This window comes from Halomonas sp. NyZ770, assembly GCF_020616575.1.
GTDB lineage: Bacteria > Pseudomonadota > Gammaproteobacteria > Pseudomonadales > Halomonadaceae > Vreelandella > Vreelandella hamiltonii.
Genome location: NZ_CP085143.1, coordinates 3,906,625 through 3,922,450, shown reverse-complemented (window position 1 = coordinate 3,922,450; position 15,826 = coordinate 3,906,625). Strand labels below are relative to the sequence as shown.

Genomic DNA, 15,826 nt, shown 5'->3' with positions numbered 1-15,826 from the left:
CTTATTCCTTCCAGATTTTTGGGCAGAAGTCTGGATCAGTGTAATCCGGATTGCCTGCATGGTCTAAACGGCAGAAGTAATCATTATTATATTTTAACTTTGAGCCGTCGGCTAAAATATGCTGCTTGTAACTATTAGCTCCATCTTGTAAGTGCAGAGAAATTGAGACTCTATCAACTTTGCTGTAGTTAGGAGGGCTGCCATGGAAGGTATTACAGTTATGAAAGCTGATATGACCACGTTTTCCAACCATGGCGATTTTTCTGACCGTGTCGTCGTTGAGTTTGGCTGTTTCTTCCAGCATAGTTTGTAGTTCATCTACGCTGCGATTCCCAAAATGCTGAGTAATACTGTCATCGGCATCAATCTCCCGCCACCGGTTGCTGCCGTCAATCATTTCCAAAGCGCCCATATTTTCATAGCAGTCATAAAAATTGATAAAAGCCGTGAGAAGCTTGTTTGACGAGCAGGTCGACCAGTAGTGCGCATCTTTATGCCATGGAACCACTGGGCGGAACATTCCCTCTGCCTCAAACTCTCCCCGAGCAGGCTTGGTAATGAGAGCGCTATTCCATATTCTTATTTCATCGGTTTGTGCGAGACGTGCAGCGATGGCTCCAATGATTGGTTTTGTTAATAGTTTTCGAAAGGTGTAGCTTTCATAGTGAACATAGTCATTATTGCGGGCAACGTCTCCATCTTCTGGAACCCAATAAGCTAGGGTAGGAGGGATTGTTGGCAAATGCCTATCCCTTTTCCCCTCATAGTAATCGTGACTTTCCTTTACGAAAGCATTAAGTTCATCATCGGTAAAAATTTTCTCGGTCATGAACCAGCCGTGCTTTTGATAAAAACGTACGTCTTCATTACTAGGCAAGAGAGTTTTTTCTTGCGTGCTTAATTTAAATTTATCTGCACACATGTTGCAATCCTTTATATGTGTTTTATTGGACAGAGCCATTGCTGCATTTTTATTAATAAGAGTCACTTGCTTCAAGCTGTCGGAAAAGGTCTTCAACATTTTTTTCAGAGAAGCCTTCTTCTTCATTCCTTTCGATAAACTCAATCATAACGCCAGAGTTAGGGCAGCGAACGGTAAAACGCTGGATCAGATCGGAGCCTTTAATGATTTGGGTGCTAAATGTCAAGCCTTCGCTTTCTAGTTCTTTGCATACTCCCTCCACATTATCCACCTCAATGGCAATGTGCTGTGGGCCTGGACCGTATTCATTAATAAAACGGGTTATTTGAGAGTTTTCATCTGCTCCTTCGAGCAAGACGAATTTAATCGGGCCAGCTTCCATTACTGCGGAATTCATTGCGCTGCGGGCACCAGTGGTAGTCATACGGTCTATGAGGCTGAATCCGATCATGCTGTAATAGCCAATGGCCTGCTCAAGATCTAGTACTGCAATTGCAACATGATCGATTTTTTGGGCTTTATGTTTGAGCATTAGCTTTGAAGTGGTTTCGCAGCTATTAGTCATGAGTGTTCTCCTTGGCGTGTGGTTCACTCGATCCAAATGATTTCATTATTGACTTCCGCAAGGGAGGCGCATCCGCAGAGATGCATGCAAAGATGTAAATCTTCACTCAGCTGTTCCAATACTCTGGCTACTCCTTGCGCACCTTCAGCAGCAAGCCCCCAAAGAACTGGACGACCTACGCCCACAGCATCGGCACCTAAAGCAAGAGCCTTAAGGATATCTGCGCCACTGCGAATGCCGCCATCTACGATAATCGGTATCACATTGCCTAGCCGTTGACGAATATGTGGTAACATACTAATGGCGGAAACATGGTGGTCGAGTTGACGCCCGCCGTGGTTAGAAAGGTAGAGGGCATCTACTTCATGCTGCAGAGCAATTTCCGCATCTAGTGGGTGCAGTATGCCTTTCAAAATCAGTGGCATATTAGTATGGTATTTAACCCATTCTACATCTGCCCAAGAAATAGCGGGCTCTAATTGATCAGCAACGAAAGCCGCGACTCCTGAATTTCCTGAGACAGGGATACACTGATGCTTTATTTGCCCTTGCAAATAACTTTCATTTCTATATCTGTTAACGCTAAATTCATTGCGGCGGTCACGCAGTCGTGCACCCATGAGAGGAACGTCTACAGTGAGAACTAAAGCGCTGCAACCAGAATCTTGTGCTCGCTGAATAAGATCCCTGTTAATTTGACGATCTTTATACAGATAGAGTTGAAACATAACTGGTGCGTCTGACTTTTCGCATACTGTTTCCACAGGAAAATCTGACATAGTGCTTAGGATGAAGGGGACTCCATTCTGGTTCGCAGCTTTAATTGTTGCGAGTTCTCCTTCAGGGTGAACGAGTTTATGATGCGCACTCGGAGCCACAAGTATGGGAGGTGTTGGGCATTGGTTTCCAAGGATGCGAGCCAAACGAGTGGTGAATGGGTCTACTTTTTCTATTCCTCGCAGAACTCTGGAAAGAAGCTTTACACGTTCCAGTGCGCAAATATTTTCTTGCAATGATTGCTCACTTCCAGCCCCACCGTCAATAAAGTCATAAACTTCTGGAGGTAAGTGGCGTTTTGCAATCGATTGCCAATCTTCAATACACACTGGAACCATACTCGTTCCCTCGTCTAATTTAGCTGTTAATTAGATTGGATAGTTATAATAATGTGTGTTATGTGGCGTTACCGCTTTGAAGGGGGCTACGAACTGAGAATAGGTGCGCTAGCTGAGCTGTGATGTAAGTTATTTCTTAAAAAAATGTAAGTTATTTCTTAAAGCATGTAAGTTATTTCTTACATACTTGCAAAGTACGATTGATTTATAACTGTTTTATATTCATGTTGCTTTAATATTCCATGCGGCTAATTTAGATTAAATAGAGAAGTTTTATGCTCATTGTGATTAGTGTACTCCCCCTCCGATAGAGCCTCAGTAATGGTAAGAGGTACGGCATGGATAGGTGCTTGATTTTGACCCTCGGTTTGGATCTAGATGAATCACCCCCACGGTGCTGGTGGATGTCACCCCCGACATGGAGATTGCCCAGCAGGAGGTGTTTGGCCCGGTATTGATCGCCATGGCATTCGATGACGAGGCCCAGGCCGTTCGGCTTGCCAACGACACCCGGTTTGGGTTGGCCGGTGCCGTGTGGAGCCAGGACGTGGCCCGAGCGCATCGCGTGGCGGGGCAGCTGCGGGCGGGCACGGTATGGATCAATAGCTACAAGGCGATCAGCGTGATGTCGCCGTTCGGGGGCTTTGGCGACAGCGGCTTTGGCCGCTCCAGCGGTCTGGACGGCCTGCGCGAATACACGGTGCCGCAAAGCGTCTGGGTGGAAACCGCACCGGAGGCCAGCGTGGCGTTTGGCTACGGCAGCGGTGTCGGCTGATTCGATGCCGGGTCCCGAAAGGCCTGCATCCAGCGCTGCAGGTGGCGAAGCAGCAGGATACTGGCCTTGGGCTGCTGGCGGCCCACCCGGGTGACCATGTGGGCCTGGGAGCGCTGAAACAGCGGGTCGTCTACCGGGCGTGCGACAAGGCTGCCGATGTCCAGGTCGTGGGCGACCGCAAACGCCGGTAGCAGCGTTACCCCCATGCCGCTGCGCACGTATTGCGCCAGTATCACCATCGAGTTGGTGTTCATGGTCATACGCGGGGCGAGGCGTGCCTGTTGGAACGCCTGATCGACCATCTGGCGCACGCCATGGGTGGTGTCCCACATGGCCATGGGCTGGGTGCTGAGCTGTGCCAGGGTGAGCGGGTGGGGCTGCTCGGCCAAGGGGTGATGCGGCGCCAGAATGGCCATCAACGGCTGCGGGCTAGAGGCCCAGAAGCGCAGCTGCGGATGGGTACGCTCGTGAAACATCAGCCCGATATGGCTTTGATCCTCGACAATCGCATCGATGATGCCGGACGTGCCCGCGATATGGATATCCAGCTGGATGCCCGCATAGCGCTGGGTGAATTCATGCAAGGGAGAAGCCACCAGGTCGCTGACGAAGCCTTCGCCCACGGTGAGGGAAATCGTTCCGGTTTCCAGGCGCTGGTAGGCTTCGAGGGACGTGATGAAGCTTTCGTCGAGGGCGCTGCGCCGCTCGCAGTACTCCAGCAGCATCTCGCCGACGGGCGTGGGGCGTATGCCGCCGCGCTGGCGTTCCATCAGCGTTGCCCCCAGGGCTTCTTCCAGCAGGGCAATCTGTCGGCTGACGGCGGAAGGGGCAATGTTGAGCCGCGACGCAGCCCGGCGCACCGAGCCTGATTCGAGCGTCACGCGAAAGTAGGCCAATCGCTGATGAGGGATATCCATCGCCTGGTACTACCTCGCGTGACGAAAATGCGCCCAGCTTGAAGGGCTACAAGTATCTGAGCAGCTTTTGCAGCTTGTTCATGTCGGCAGAGTCGCCGACGAGGCGCACGTCGCCCGCCACCATGCCATCCAGAAATGCCTGTTGCGTCGGCTTTCTGAGGATGCGCAGGGCGGCTTCCTGGTCGCGAAAGCGCAGCTCCAGGTCCAGGTCGACGGGCAGGCCTTTACCGGACGTGATGCGTTTGGGGGTCATCCGGTAGTGGCGTGCCGTGCTCAAATCTTCTGTGGCAATGCCCCAGTCCAGGCCGCGCATGCGTTCCAACTGCTCACGAAAGCGCGGCTTGCGGCGCAGGGCGCGCTTGAGCATGAAGCTCAAGAGCCACAGCGTCAGCGAAAGCTTCATTAGGAAACGGCGTCCTTGAGCGCTTTGCCTGGCTTGAACGCCACGTTCTTGCTGGCCGGAATCTGCAGCGGTGCGCCGGTCTGCGGGTTCTTGCCGGTACGGGCGGCGCGTTCACGTACGGTGAAGGTGCCAAAGCCAATCAGTGTGACGTCTTCGCCTTTGGCCACGCTGTTGGTGATTTCGTCCAGAATGACATTCAGGACCTGGCCTGCCTTGTCCTTGGACAGGTCAGCACTCTCGGCGATGGCAGCGGCGAGTTCAGGTTTGCGCATGAAGGAATCTCCCTTGTGAAAAACAAACGTCAATGTTGTTGGTAACCCACCCCGGCAGGGCTTATTCAGCCTAGTCGTGAATGCGGCGAAAATCAGCCTAGCAGGGCAGGTACAGCTCTGGAAAGCTCCACTTTCCTTCTCACGCAGCCCCCTGTCAACGCAAAACCAATCAAACGACCGTCTTTATCTTCCGCCAGCGCCGTCAAATCCTGCCCATGACCCTCCACTCGCCAGTGCTGCGGTGTGCTCACTGGTGGGTAGGCCACCACCGGGAGCAGGGGCGTTTTGACGATGATCGGCCAGGCGCCGAAGCTTACCGGGGTGGGTGAGCCGCCCAGCGTGGCCGCCAGCGCTTTGGCACTGGCTTGCAGCGGCTGGACGTACATGGCGTTCACGCCGTCGATGCAGGCCACGTCGCCCAATGCGTACACGTTCGGCTGGCGGGTGCGAAGCAGCCGGTCCACCTCGATACCGCGGGCGCTGACCGCGAGTCCGGCGGCCTCGGCCAGCGCCGTGCGGGGCGCAAGGCCCGTGGCCAACAGGATGATGTCCACCGTATGGCGCTCACCGCCGTCGAGCTGCAGTATCAGTTCGCGGTCGGCATTCAGGGATAGACTGTCCAGCGTGCGTCCAAGCGCCAGTTGCATGCCCGCCGTTCGAAAGGTTTCGGCCAGGGCGTGGCCCAGCGGCTCGGGCAGCAGGCGCGGCAGCAGGGTGCTCTCTGGTGCCACCAGGGTGACATGGTGGCCGCCCGCATGGAGGTCGTTGGCGAATTCGCAGCCCACCAGGCCCGCGCCAATGATCGCCACTCGGCTTGGCTGGGCGAGCGCTGCATGCAGTCGGCGGTAGTCGTCCAGGTCGTTGACCGTGAAGCAGCGCCCTTCCAGCGCATCGGGTATCTGGAACGGCGTGCGCGGGGCCGCGCCGGTGGCGAGCACCAGGTTCTCGTAGCGGAGCAGGGTGCCGTTGCCCAGGCGCAGCATCTGGTGTTCCACCACCAGTTCGACGACTTGCGTGTGGGCCATGACCTGGGCATTCAGTTCGTCGGCGAGCGCTTCTGCGCTGCGCTGCGCCAGCTTTTCGGGGCTCAACCGCTTGGCGAAGCCCGTGGACAGCAGCGGTTTGCTGTACTCTTCGCCACGGTCGGCGCTGACCAGCGCGATGGTGCGAGAATCTCCCTGGCGGCGCAGCGCTCGCGCCAGGCCAATACCGGCCATGCCAGTGCCGACAATGACCAGCTCGGCATGTGGGGATTCGCTCAAGTGTGAATCGGGCATATCGTTATCCGGGGGTAAGGAACAAAAGCCTGCCAAGCCATCATGTTACACTAGCTGTCTTTCCAATTGACTGCTCTGGAGGCTCAGGTGACGCTCGTTGAGTTGCCACGCCCTGCGTTTTCGCTACCCCCCCACTGGCGGCCGGTTGCCGCTGCGCGGCCTGCCATGAGTGCGGCCTGGTGGCAGTGGGTGGCCTCGACCGACTCCCTGACGGCGCGCCTGATGGCGGCCGGAGCGCCGGGCCAGTTCCGCGTACGCCTGCTGCGCCAGACCATTGGCCTGCCGTTTCAGGACGAAGCCATGGCGCTGGGCATCGCTCCACGTCGCCACGCCTGGCTACGCGAGGTGGCGCTGTGCATCGACGGCACGCCCTGGGTGGTGGCGCGATCGGTGGCACCGCTGGAGCAGCTGCAGGGCAAAGGCCTGGGGGCCTTGGGCGAGCGTTCGCTGGGCAGCTGGTTGTTTCAGCAGCCGGACCTGGTGCGCGGGCCGTTACAGGCCACGGCGTCGCGCCCGCGCTTCACGGCGTGGGGTACACCCGCCAAGGGGCGTAGCCAGTGGGGGCGTCGCTCGGTCTTTCAGCACGCGGGGCTGTCGCTGCTGGTTCAAGAGTATTTTTTATCGACCATGGCCGATGCGCTGAGCCTGCCCTCGCGCTAGGCTATCCTGGAGTTTCTTTCACGAGGTAAGCATGAGCATGGACCGTTCTCTGTTGCGGCCAACGGGTTGGGCCCGGCTGGCAGACTTTCTTCAGCTGATGCGCCTGGATCGGCCCATTGGTACCTGGCTGCTCATGTGGCCGACGCTCTGGGCGCTGTGGGTGGCTGCAGAAGGGGTGCCGGGCCGCTCCGTGCTGATCATCTTCATTGCCGGTGTCTACGTGATGCGGGCTGCGGGCTGCGTGGTGAACGACTATGCCGACCGCCATGTGGATGGCCACGTCAAGCGTACTCGCCAGCGCCCCATGGCCACGGGACGCATCAGCGAAACCGAAGCCCAGCTGCTGTTCGTGGCGCTGGTCGCCGCTGCCTTCATTCTGGTGCTGCTGACCAACTGGTTCACCGTGCTGCTGTCGGTGGGCGGCGTGCTGCTGGCTTTCGTGTATCCGTTCATGAAGCGCTACACCCACTTCCCGCAGGTGGTGCTGGGCGCGGCCTTTTCCTGGGCCATTCCCATGGCGTTTGGCGCGGTATTGGGCCACGTGCCTCTGGAAGCCTGGCTGCTGTTCAGTGCCAACCTGCTGTGGACCGTTGCCTACGATACCCAGTACGCCATGGTCGACCGTGACGATGATCTGAAAATCGGCATCAAGTCGACCGCCGTGCTGTTTGGCCGTGCTGACCGGTTGATCATCGGGCTGCTGCAGGCAAGCGTGCTGGCCCTGCTGAGCTGGGTCGCGCTGCGCGTCGGGCTGGGGGGCTTTTTCTGGCTGGGGTTGCTGGGGATGGCGGCGACGTTCGTGTACCAGCAGTGGCTGATCGTCGGGCGCGATCGTGACCGCTGTTTTCAGGCCTTCCTGAACAACCACTGGTCGGGTCTGCTGGTCTTTGCAGGTATTGCCTTGAGCTGGTGGCCGATGGCGGGCTAAATTGATTGTGTGTCATGGAACTGTCATCAAGTCATGGTGTTATCGTCACACACATGTCATTGAACTTTCCTGTATAGAGCACCGTGAGGCCCTGGAATGACCGCCAAGACCGTACTGATCGTCGATGATGAGGCGCCTATCCGCGAAATGATCGCCGTGGCGCTGGAAATGGCTGACTATCGCGTGCTTGAAGCGGACAACGCCCAGGATGCCCACGCCATGGTCGTCGACCACCAGCCTGACCTGCTGCTGCTGGACTGGATGATGCCGGGCACCAGCGGCATCGAGCTGGCCCGTCGGTTGAAGCGCGAAGAAGCCACTGCCGAGCTGCCGATCATCATGCTGACGGCCAAGGGCGAAGAGGACAACAAGATCCAGGGCCTGGAAGCGGGTGCCGACGACTATATCACCAAGCCCTTTTCCCCCCGTGAGCTGGTGGCCCGCCTGAAGGCCGTGCTGCGCCGGGCCACGCCGCGTGGCGTGGAAGACCCCATCGAAATCAATGGCCTGCTGTTGGACCCTGTGAGCCACCGGGTCAGCGCCCATGGCAAGGCGCTGGAAATGGGGCCTACCGAGTATCGTCTGCTGCAGTTTTTCATGACCCATCAGGAGCGCGCCTACACGCGCAGCCAATTGCTTGACCAGGTATGGGGTGGCAACGTCTACGTGGAAGAGCGCACGGTGGACGTGCATATTCGTCGTCTTCGTAAAGCGCTGGGCGAGCCTCATCAAAATCTGATTCAAACGGTGCGCGGTACTGGGTACCGGTTCTCTGCGCGAGTGTAAGCGTGCGCCTGTGGAGCCGTGAGATCTGGCGCATCATCTGGCTGGCCCTGTTGGGCCTCTGCCTGGGATGGCTGGTGGATTACCCTGGCGCCGGGCTGGCGGCGGGGCTGCTGTTTTGTCTGGTCTATCATCTGCGCCAGTTTCGGGCGCTCTTCCTTTGGCTGACGCTTCACCCCCACGATGAGCCCCCGGCGGCCAAGGGCATGTGGGGGGAGCTGTTCGACCGCCTCTATCGCTACCAGAAAAGCCAGCGCATTACCCAAAGCCGTTTACGGGCGACGCTGGCGAGAATTCAGGAGTCCTCCGAAGCCATGCGCGATAGCGTGGTGATGCTGGACCGACACGGCGACCTGGAGTGGTGGAACAGCGCGGCCACCGACATGCTGGGGCTGCAAACCGCCCACGATCGTGGCCAGCACATCACCAACCTGCTGCGCGATCCTCGCTTCATCAGCTACTTCAATGCCCGCGATTACAGCGAGCCGCTGACGCTGACCTCGCCGATCGACGAGCGGCGTATCCTCCAGTATCAGATCACTCTGTATGGCGATGACGAGCGCCTGGTCATGGCCCGTGATATCACGCGCTTGCATCGCCTGGAGCAGATGCGGCGTGACTTCGTCGCCAACGTCTCCCATGAGTTGCGCACTCCGCTGACCGTGCTGTCGGGCTATCTGGAAACCTACGGCGACCTCAAGGAGCTGTTGCCTCCCCGCCTGGGCAAAGGGATCGTACAGATGGAGGAGCAGACGCGACGGATGCAGAATCTGGTCAACGACCTGCTGCTGCTGTCACGGCTGGAAATCGACCAGGGAGGCGATGATCACCAGACGCTGGCCGTAGGCCCCATGCTCGACAGCATTCGCCGAGACGCTCTGGCGCTCTCCAGGCAGCAGCACAGTGTGCAGGTCATTCTGGAGAGCGACGCTGGGCTGATCGGCAGCGAGCAGGAGCTGCGCAGCGCCATTTCCAATCTGGCCTTCAATGCCGTGCGCTATACCCCGGAAGGCAGCCAGATCACGCTGCGCTGGTCGGTGGCCGCCAACGGCAGCGGGTGTATCGAGGTCGAGGACGATGGCGATGGCATTGATCCTGTGCATATCCCCCGCCTGACCGAGCGCTTCTATCGAGTGGATAAAGGGCGCAGTACGGCAACAGGAGGGACGGGTCTGGGCCTGGCCATCGTGAAGCACGTGCTGCTGCGCCACGAGGCACAGCTCAACGTAGAGTCACATCCTGGCGAGGGGGCATCCTTTCGCTGTGTCTTCCCTGCCAAGCGAGTCAGCGGCCCGGCTTGAGGGCTCGATGTCGCTTTGCGTTCCTCCTTATCCCCTTTCTGCACAATCTCTGTATAAGTGTGCCATATTGGCATAGAACTCTGGTCACACATCACTCATGTGTCATTTTTAACCACTTCAAAGGGGTGGTCATGCCCCCCTGAGCCCATGCTTTATACCATCCTTGTTTTTTTAAATTATTGATAATAAATAATTTTTTTATTTTTTGGCATGCGTGGCACAACGTATGCAATATTCTAGGCAAGGAAGATTACCGCAGGAACTGGTAAGACATGAAGTCACTCTTCCTTAACTATGCGGTATCAACAGCGATCGAGGAGGCGGAATATGATGTCCAAGGAACTACTCAAGAAAGCTGGTATTTTAGGTGTTTCTTTCGGCCTGATGGCAAGCCCACTGGCTTTTGCAGACACCACGGATCACTCATCCATCGACCAGAATCAGGATGTAACCGTCGAAGATGAGCCCATGAACACACAGTCTGGCACGGCCGAGCCCGGCAGCTATGACACCGAAGACCTGACGACGGATCACGGCACACAAGGCCCCGACGTCGTGGATGAGCCGGACTCCACCAACATGAGTGGTGGTGCCGAGTACACCCCAGAAGACGTAGTTGAAGAAAACAGCGGCAGCTAAGTAACAATTCTTTGCAAAGCTGAAAAAAACTCTTACGCTTAGGATTGAGCAAATAAGGGGCAAGGATGTCCCATAGCAAGGATGCTCATCGATTCACGGATGAATCAGAAAACGGTCAAGACACTGGTCAGGGTAAATTCCAAGGTTGGAGTCCCGCAAACGGATAGGAAGCCAGCAGTCAGTATCGTTCACAAGTAAGAGTGGTCGAGACCCCGCCTAGCGGGGTCTAATTTTTTGTGCCTGCTATATGGGCGGCCCTTTGATGACCCTTTGATGAGTGGCTCTGATTCAGAGCGCCGAGCCTGCCGCCTTATCCCGCGTGTCCGGTGTGCCACGATAGTGGCGGTCCCACATGAGGACTGCGCCTGCGACGGCGCCTGGAATCAGGAACAGGTTGGCCAAGGGGATCCAGGTGATGAGCATGACCAGCCCGCCATATGTCATGCTCGGCCACCAGCGCCGTGAAAGCCTGCTGCGCATGTCCTTGAACGACACTTTGTTGTTATCCATCGGGTAATCCAGATAGGTAATGGCCATGACCCAGGCAGAAAAGAGCGCCCATAAGGGAGGCGCGAAGACGTTCAAGCCGGGAATCCAGCTGAACAGGAACAGCACGGCCATGCGCGGCAGGATATAGCTCAGCTTGACCAGCTCTCGACCCACGGCGTCCAGCGCCGTTTTGGCCAGCCCTCGGTCATCCAGAGGCTCACGCCCGGTGGCCTGGCGCTCTACCTGAGCCGCCAGAAACCCATAGAAAGGCGCTGCGATCAGGTGAGTCACCAGGGTGAAGCTAAAAAAGATCACCACCAGCAAGCTGATGAAGAATAGCGGCCAGATGAGCCACGACAACCACTCCAGCCAGCCTGGCACCATGGCCATGCTGCTCTCCAGCCAGCCCGAAAAGCGTGTGAAGACCACGTAAACCATACCCGTATACACGAGCAGATTGACCAGAATGGGTAGAAAGACATAGCGCCTTAGCCCGGGCTGATACACCAGGCGGGTGCCTTGACCCAACGCGTTGAGTGCATTCACGCGACATTACTCCCTAAAAAAACGCCCAGATGATTATCTGGGCGTATTGCAGGAGGGTTTGGCGGGCAGGTCAAGATTTTTTCATGACCTTCTGTTCCAGGGTACTGGGATCGCTGTGGCGAATATCCAGGCCTTTCACCAGGTACACCACGTATTCCGCCAGGTTGTTGGCGTGGTCGCCCACCCGTTCCAGGGCGCGCAGTACCCACATGATGCTCAGCACCGAACTGATGGAGCGCGAGTCTTCCATCATGAAGGTCATCAGCGAGCGCATGGCGCTGCCGTACTCGTCGTCTACCGATTCGTCTTCGCGAACGACCTGCATGGCCAGCTCGGTATCGAAGCGGGCGAAGGCGGTCAAGGCGTCACGCAGCATCTTGCGCACGTGCTCGCTGATATGGCGAACTTCTACCAGACCGCGAATGCCACCGCTATTTTCACTTAACAACAGCGCGTTGCGGGCAATCTTGCTGGCTTCGTCGCCGATTCGCTCCAGGTCCGAGGTGGCACGGATGACCGCCAGCACCAGCCGCAGGTCCGATGCCGCCGGCTGACGGCGAGCCAGCACCCGGGTGCATTCGTCGTCGATTTGCAGCTGCAGGTCGTTGACCTGACGGTCGTTGTCGCGCACTTTTTCCGCCAGGCGGCTGTCGCCCTCCAGCAGGGCGTGCACCGCATCCTGCACCTGCTTTTCCACCAGACCGCCCATGGCCATCAGGTGGGTCTTCAGCTCTTCCAGCTCCTGATTGAACTGGCGAGAGATGTGTTGGCTGTGTGTCTCGCTCGTGATATCCATTGAGCACTCCTGACGTATCGTCGATGGGGCCTAGGTCATGCGGCCGGTAATGTAGTTTTCGGTGCGTTGTAGACGCGGGTTGGTGAACACTTGATCCGTGGGCCCATATTCGATCAGTTCACCGTTTTGCAAAAAGGCCGTGTAGTCGGAAACCCGCGCGGCCTGCTGCATATTGTGAGTCACCAGCACCAGGGTGAGCTGGGACTTCAGGTTGCGTATCAACTCCTCGATCTTGAGGGTCGAAATAGGGTCGAGGGCCGAGGCGGGCTCGTCCAGCAGCAGGACATCCGGCTGAACGGCCAGCGTCCGGGCAATCACCAGGCGCTGCTGTTGCCCGCCGGAGAGCTGCCAGGCCGAACGGTGCAGGCGGTCCTTGACCTCATCCCACAGAGCGGCCGATGTCAGCGCCCACTCGATGATGTCGTCGCGTTTGCGTTTGGGCAGGCGCCCTTGCAGGCGCAGGCCAAAGGCCACGTTTTCGTAGATCGACATCGGGAACGGGTTGGGCGTCTGAAACACCATCCCTACCCGCCGTCTGAGTTCGGTCACGTTCATGCGTGGCGCATGAATGTCCTGCTCTTCCAGGTAGATATGGCCATCGTGGGTTACGGACTCGTTCAAATCGTGAAGCCGATTGATTGCCCGTAGCAGCGTGGACTTTCCGCAGCCCGAGGGGCCGATGAACGCGGTCACCCGGTGACGAGGTACGTCGAGCGTCAGGTCACGCAACGCCGGTTTCCCCGCATAAGCGAGGTTGAACTGGTGGATGCTCAGGCACCGGGCGTCGGCTGAGAAGCGCGTCACCGGCGGTTGAGCAGTGTTGGCGGACGATAACGCTAGCATTCGTTTCCTCGTTGACGCCTCAGATAATGACGCAGAAATATGGCAGTTAGATTAAGCACCAGCACAATCAGCACCAGCAGGAGCGCGGTGGCAAACACCAGGGGGATCGCGGCCTGTACGTCTTCACCGTGGAAGGCCGTATCAAATAGATGATAGCCGAGGTGCATGAACTTGCGTTCGAGGTGCAGGTAGGGAAACTCGCCGTCCAGGGGCATCTGCGGAGCCAGCTTGGCGACGCCCACCAGCATCAACGGGGCCACTTCGCCAGCGGCCCGCGCCACGGCCAGAATCACCCCGGTCAGCATGGCGGGCATGGCCATGGGCAGCACGATGCGCGTGAGCATCTCCAGGCGGGTCGCCCCCAGCGCCACGGCCCCTTCACGTTGGGCATCGGGAATGCGTGCCAGGCCCTCTTCCGTGGCCACGATCACCACTGGCAGGGTCAGCAGTGCCAGGGTCAGCGATGCCCACAGCAGCCCGCCGGTACCAAAGGTCGGTGATGGCAGTTCGTCTTCGAAGAACCAGCTGTCGATGGAACCGCCGATGCCGTACACGAACACCCCCAGCCCAAACACGCCATATACGATGGAGGGCACGCCAGCGAGGTTACGGACCCCGATACGCACCAGATGGGTCAGGCGGTTCTGGTGGGCAATTTCGTTGAGGTAAATGGCTGCCAGCACGCCAAAGGGGGTGACGATCACGGACATGAGAATCACCATCAGCAGCGTACCGAAAATGGCCGGCCATACGCCGCCCCCGGTATTGGCCGCACGCGGCCCCTCACTGAGGAACTGCCACACGCGCCCGCCCCAGGCTGCCACCTTTTGGTGCCAGGCCATGGCGTTGGGAGTTTGCAGGTGGGTGATCCCCGCCAACGGCTGAGGCTGTACCCTGCCATTGGCTTCCAGCAACAGCTGGGCGTCGGGGCGCTGGTTTGGCGGCAGCATCAGGGCTTGGCGCACGAACTCCATGGCCGCCTGCCCTTCAAGCCGCTGGCCTTCGTTTTCGACGGCATCCAGGCGGCCAAGAAAGTCGCCCCACGGGGTACGCTCCAGGCGTATCAGCTCAGCGGGTGTGGTGACCTGGGCGATTTGATCGACGGCCAGCCAGCGCCAGCTGGCACCCGTGAGGTCGCGGTTGCCGGTAAAATAGAGCCGCTCCATGCCCTGGGCATGGGGTAGCGGCACCTCGCGCACCGGCTGGCCGATCACCGTTTCGCCGCTGTGCAGGGTGACCTCCTCCAGCTCGGCGGGCCAGAAGTGACCTAACCCTTTGGTGGTCAGCAGTACCAGCAAAGCGCCGAGCATGAGCAGCGAAAGGGCCACGCTACCCGCACATAGCCAGGGCCACAGCCGGTTGCCCGCCGTGTTCAGGCGAAAGCTCAGCGCTCGCCAGCCCATCAGCGTGCGCCTCCCAGCCGCTGGTAACGCCGACGCAGGCGCTGGCGCACGACTTCGGCCAGCGTATTGACCGAGAAGGTGAAGATGAACAGCGCCAGCGCCGCCAGAATCAGCAGGTGATAGGTCATGCCGCCGGGGGAGGCCTCCGGCAGCTCGATGGCAATCGACGCCGACAGTGAACGTAGCCCCTCAAAGGGGCTGGCGCTGAACAGTGCGGTGTTGCCGCTGGCCATCAGCACGATCATGGTTTCGCCCACGGCGCGGCCTGCGCCAATCATCACCGCCGAAAACACGCCAGGGCCTGCGGTGGGCAGGGCGACTTTCCACAGCGCTTGCCAGCGGCTGGCGCCCAACGCCTGGGCGCCCTCCATCAAGGTGGATGGCACGTCGGCCAGGGCGTCATCGGCCAGCGAGTAGATACTGGGAATAATCGCAAAGCCCATGGCGATGCCGACGATCAGGGCGTTGCGAGTGGCGTAGTCGATGCCGTGGCGCTGCTCCAGCCACAGACGCAAGTCGCCCCCCAGCCAGTGGGTTTCGGCGAGCGGTGCCGCCCACAGGGCCAGGGCGGTCATGCAGGCGAGCCACGGTATCAGCCACAGTGCCGCCGACGACAGCGGCAGCCGCTGGCGCCAACGGCTGCTGGCCATATGCCAAAGGGCACCTGCCAGCGCTGCGCTCAGCGGCAGCCAGGCCAGTACGAGCAGGGTGCTGGCCAAATGACGCTCTACCCACGGGGCCAGCAGCAGTCCGGCAATGAAGCCAATCACCACGCCGGGTATTGCTTCCATCAACTCCATCACGGGCTTGATGCGGCTGCGCAGGCGTGACGACATGAACAGCGCCGAATACATGGCGGCCCCTAGCGCAATGGGCGTGGCAAACAGCATGGCCGCCAGGGCAGCTTTGAGGGTGCCCCAGGCGAGCGGCGACAGCGTGGCCAGGGAGAGCGCTTCGCCAAAACCAAGCAGCGGCAGCGCTTCCCACACCAGAAAGACGCCAATGGCGAGGATCGCCAGCAAAACAGCAATGCCGCCAGCCGTAATCAGTCCGGTGGCAATACGGTCGTGAAGCAAACGTAGCGGCTGACGCGAAGCAGGTAGCCGAGGAGGAGTCATATCGACATCATACGAAGCAGGTGCCGTGATGAAAATAAGGGTTTGTGGCCAGAATAGCTTACCCTACGCCCTGT

Annotated in this window: 18 protein-coding genes; 6 read left to right on the top strand and 12 right to left on the bottom strand. The window is 58.5% G+C overall.

Translation table 11 applies throughout. The annotated features are described in order from the left end of the window. Position 1: 1 nt before the first annotated feature. The 3 genes from LG409_RS18130 to LG409_RS18120 are packed head-to-tail and all read right to left on the bottom strand — an operon-like array spanning position 2 to position 2,602. The gene (locus LG409_RS18130; protein ID WP_227407345.1) at positions 2-1,048 is read right to left on the bottom strand and encodes a phytanoyl-CoA dioxygenase family protein; all 1,047 of its coding nucleotides are present in this window, start codon (positions 1,046-1,048) and stop codon (positions 2-4) included. After that, on the bottom strand, positions 975-1,487 hold the full coding sequence (locus tag LG409_RS18125) for a VOC family protein (protein ID WP_096921787.1): 513 nt from the start codon (positions 1,485-1,487) through the stop codon (positions 975-977). Before LG409_RS18125 ends, LG409_RS18130 begins: the two co-directional genes overlap by 74 nt. Before the next feature lie 23 nt (positions 1,488-1,510). Continuing rightward, positions 1,511-2,602, bottom strand: a complete 1,092-nt coding sequence (locus LG409_RS18120; RefSeq protein ID WP_096921788.1) for an alpha-hydroxy acid oxidase — start codon at positions 2,600-2,602, stop codon at positions 1,511-1,513. A gap of 394 nt (positions 2,603-2,996) precedes the next feature. Here LG409_RS18120 and LG409_RS18115 point away from each other — a divergent pair, with 394 nt between their 5' ends. Further along, positions 2,997-3,377, top strand: a complete 381-nt coding sequence (locus tag LG409_RS18115; RefSeq protein ID WP_446719089.1) for an aldehyde dehydrogenase family protein — start codon at positions 2,997-2,999, stop codon at positions 3,375-3,377. Here LG409_RS18115 and LG409_RS18110 read toward each other — a convergent pair. From LG409_RS18110 to LG409_RS18095, 4 genes are all read right to left on the bottom strand, one after another. Beyond that, positions 3,356-4,294: a LysR family transcriptional regulator gene (locus LG409_RS18110; protein ID WP_058577673.1), complete on the bottom strand. Its 939-nt coding sequence runs from the start codon at positions 4,292-4,294 to the stop codon at positions 3,356-3,358. The genes LG409_RS18115 and LG409_RS18110 overlap by 22 nt on opposite strands. Positions 4,295-4,340: 46 nt before the next feature. Further along, positions 4,341-4,697, bottom strand: a complete 357-nt coding sequence (locus LG409_RS18105; RefSeq protein WP_058577674.1) for a hypothetical protein — start codon at positions 4,695-4,697, stop codon at positions 4,341-4,343. Further along, positions 4,697-4,969 carry an HU family DNA-binding protein gene (locus tag LG409_RS18100; RefSeq protein WP_016915488.1) on the bottom strand — a complete coding sequence of 91 codons (273 nt, stop codon included), beginning with the start codon at positions 4,967-4,969 and terminating at the stop codon, positions 4,697-4,699. Before LG409_RS18100 ends, LG409_RS18105 begins: the two co-directional genes overlap by 1 nt. 92 nt (positions 4,970-5,061) lie before the next feature. Further along, a complete protein-coding gene (locus tag LG409_RS18095) occupies positions 5,062-6,246 on the bottom strand; it encodes an NAD(P)/FAD-dependent oxidoreductase (protein WP_227407344.1) in 1,185 nt (394 codons plus the stop codon). A gap of 87 nt (positions 6,247-6,333) precedes the next feature. On the opposite strand from LG409_RS18095, the gene LG409_RS18090 reads away from it, so the two are divergent. The 5 genes from LG409_RS18090 to LG409_RS18070 all read left to right on the top strand — a co-directional run bounded on the left by LG409_RS18090 (position 6,334) and on the right by LG409_RS18070 (position 10,557). Then, positions 6,334-6,906, top strand: a complete 573-nt coding sequence (locus LG409_RS18090) for a chorismate--pyruvate lyase family protein (RefSeq protein WP_227407343.1) — start codon at positions 6,334-6,336, stop codon at positions 6,904-6,906. A gap of 37 nt (positions 6,907-6,943) precedes the next feature. Further along, a complete protein-coding gene (gene ubiA, locus LG409_RS18085) occupies positions 6,944-7,834 on the top strand; it encodes a 4-hydroxybenzoate octaprenyltransferase (RefSeq protein ID WP_096923367.1) in 891 nt (296 codons plus the stop codon). 96 nt (positions 7,835-7,930) lie between these two features. Continuing rightward, entirely contained in the window at positions 7,931-8,620 is a 690-nt protein-coding gene (gene phoB, locus LG409_RS18080; protein WP_016915484.1) for a phosphate regulon transcriptional regulator PhoB, read from the top strand. 2 nt (positions 8,621-8,622) lie between these two features. Continuing rightward, positions 8,623-9,918, top strand: a complete 1,296-nt coding sequence (gene phoR / locus LG409_RS18075) for a phosphate regulon sensor histidine kinase PhoR (protein ID WP_039178885.1) — start codon at positions 8,623-8,625, stop codon at positions 9,916-9,918. Between the two features lie 327 nt (positions 9,919-10,245). Next, a complete protein-coding gene (locus LG409_RS18070) occupies positions 10,246-10,557 on the top strand; it encodes a hypothetical protein (RefSeq protein ID WP_039178882.1) in 312 nt (103 codons plus the stop codon). 288 nt (positions 10,558-10,845) lie between these two features. Here LG409_RS18070 and cysZ read toward each other — a convergent pair whose 3' ends face one another. The 5 genes from cysZ to LG409_RS18045 all read right to left on the bottom strand — a co-directional run bounded on the left by cysZ (position 10,846) and on the right by LG409_RS18045 (position 15,752). After that, entirely contained in the window at positions 10,846-11,592 is a 747-nt protein-coding gene (gene cysZ / locus LG409_RS18065) for a sulfate transporter CysZ (RefSeq protein WP_218314051.1), read from the bottom strand. A 70-nt stretch (positions 11,593-11,662) separates the two neighbouring features. Further along, positions 11,663-12,388, bottom strand: coding sequence for a phosphate signaling complex protein PhoU (gene phoU / locus LG409_RS18060; RefSeq protein ID WP_039178877.1), 726 nt, complete (start codon positions 12,386-12,388; stop codon positions 11,663-11,665). Between the two features lie 30 nt (positions 12,389-12,418). After that, positions 12,419-13,231 (bottom strand): phosphate ABC transporter ATP-binding protein PstB, encoded by an 813-nt coding sequence (gene pstB / locus LG409_RS18055; protein WP_016915479.1) that lies wholly within the window; start codon positions 13,229-13,231, stop codon positions 12,419-12,421. Continuing rightward, a complete protein-coding gene (gene pstA / locus LG409_RS18050; RefSeq protein ID WP_100732275.1) occupies positions 13,225-14,634 on the bottom strand; it encodes a phosphate ABC transporter permease PstA in 1,410 nt (469 codons plus the stop codon). The genes pstB and pstA overlap by 7 nt, the downstream gene beginning before the upstream one ends. Beyond that, positions 14,634-15,752, bottom strand: a complete 1,119-nt coding sequence (locus LG409_RS18045; RefSeq protein WP_081194949.1) for an ABC transporter permease subunit — start codon at positions 15,750-15,752, stop codon at positions 14,634-14,636. Before LG409_RS18045 ends, pstA begins: the two co-directional genes overlap by 1 nt. Positions 15,753-15,826: the final 74 nt, after the last annotated feature.

Bases quoted from the DNA above. Each gene is read 5' to 3' on its own strand.
- LG409_RS18130 (WP_227407345.1), bottom strand. From the start codon at position 1,048: ATGAAGAAGAAGGCTTCTCTGAAAAAAATGTTGAAGACCTTTTCCGAC.
- LG409_RS18125 (WP_096921787.1), bottom strand. From the start codon at position 1,487: ATGACTAATAGCTGCGAAACCACTTCAAAGCTAATGCTCAAACATAAA.
- LG409_RS18120 (WP_096921788.1), bottom strand. From the start codon at position 2,602: ATGGTTCCAGTGTGTATTGAAGATTGGCAATCGATTGCAAAACGCCAC.
- LG409_RS18110 (WP_058577673.1), bottom strand. From the start codon at position 4,294: ATGGATATCCCTCATCAGCGATTGGCCTACTTTCGCGTGACGCTCGAA.
- LG409_RS18105 (WP_058577674.1), bottom strand. From the start codon at position 4,697: ATGAAGCTTTCGCTGACGCTGTGGCTCTTGAGCTTCATGCTCAAGCGC.
- LG409_RS18100 (WP_016915488.1), bottom strand. From the start codon at position 4,969: ATGCGCAAACCTGAACTCGCCGCTGCCATCGCCGAGAGTGCTGACCTG.
- LG409_RS18095 (WP_227407344.1), bottom strand. From the start codon at position 6,246: ATGCCCGATTCACACTTGAGCGAATCCCCACATGCCGAGCTGGTCATT.
- ubiA (WP_096923367.1), top strand. From the start codon at position 6,944: ATGGACCGTTCTCTGTTGCGGCCAACGGGTTGGGCCCGGCTGGCAGAC.
- phoB (WP_016915484.1), top strand. From the start codon at position 7,931: ATGACCGCCAAGACCGTACTGATCGTCGATGATGAGGCGCCTATCCGC.
- LG409_RS18070 (WP_039178882.1), top strand. From the start codon at position 10,246: ATGATGTCCAAGGAACTACTCAAGAAAGCTGGTATTTTAGGTGTTTCT.
- phoU (WP_039178877.1), bottom strand. From the start codon at position 12,388: ATGGATATCACGAGCGAGACACACAGCCAACACATCTCTCGCCAGTTC.
- pstB (WP_016915479.1), bottom strand. From the start codon at position 13,231: ATGCTAGCGTTATCGTCCGCCAACACTGCTCAACCGCCGGTGACGCGC.
- pstA (WP_100732275.1), bottom strand. From the start codon at position 14,634: ATGGGCTGGCGAGCGCTGAGCTTTCGCCTGAACACGGCGGGCAACCGG.
- LG409_RS18045 (WP_081194949.1), bottom strand. From the start codon at position 15,752: ATGACTCCTCCTCGGCTACCTGCTTCGCGTCAGCCGCTACGTTTGCTT.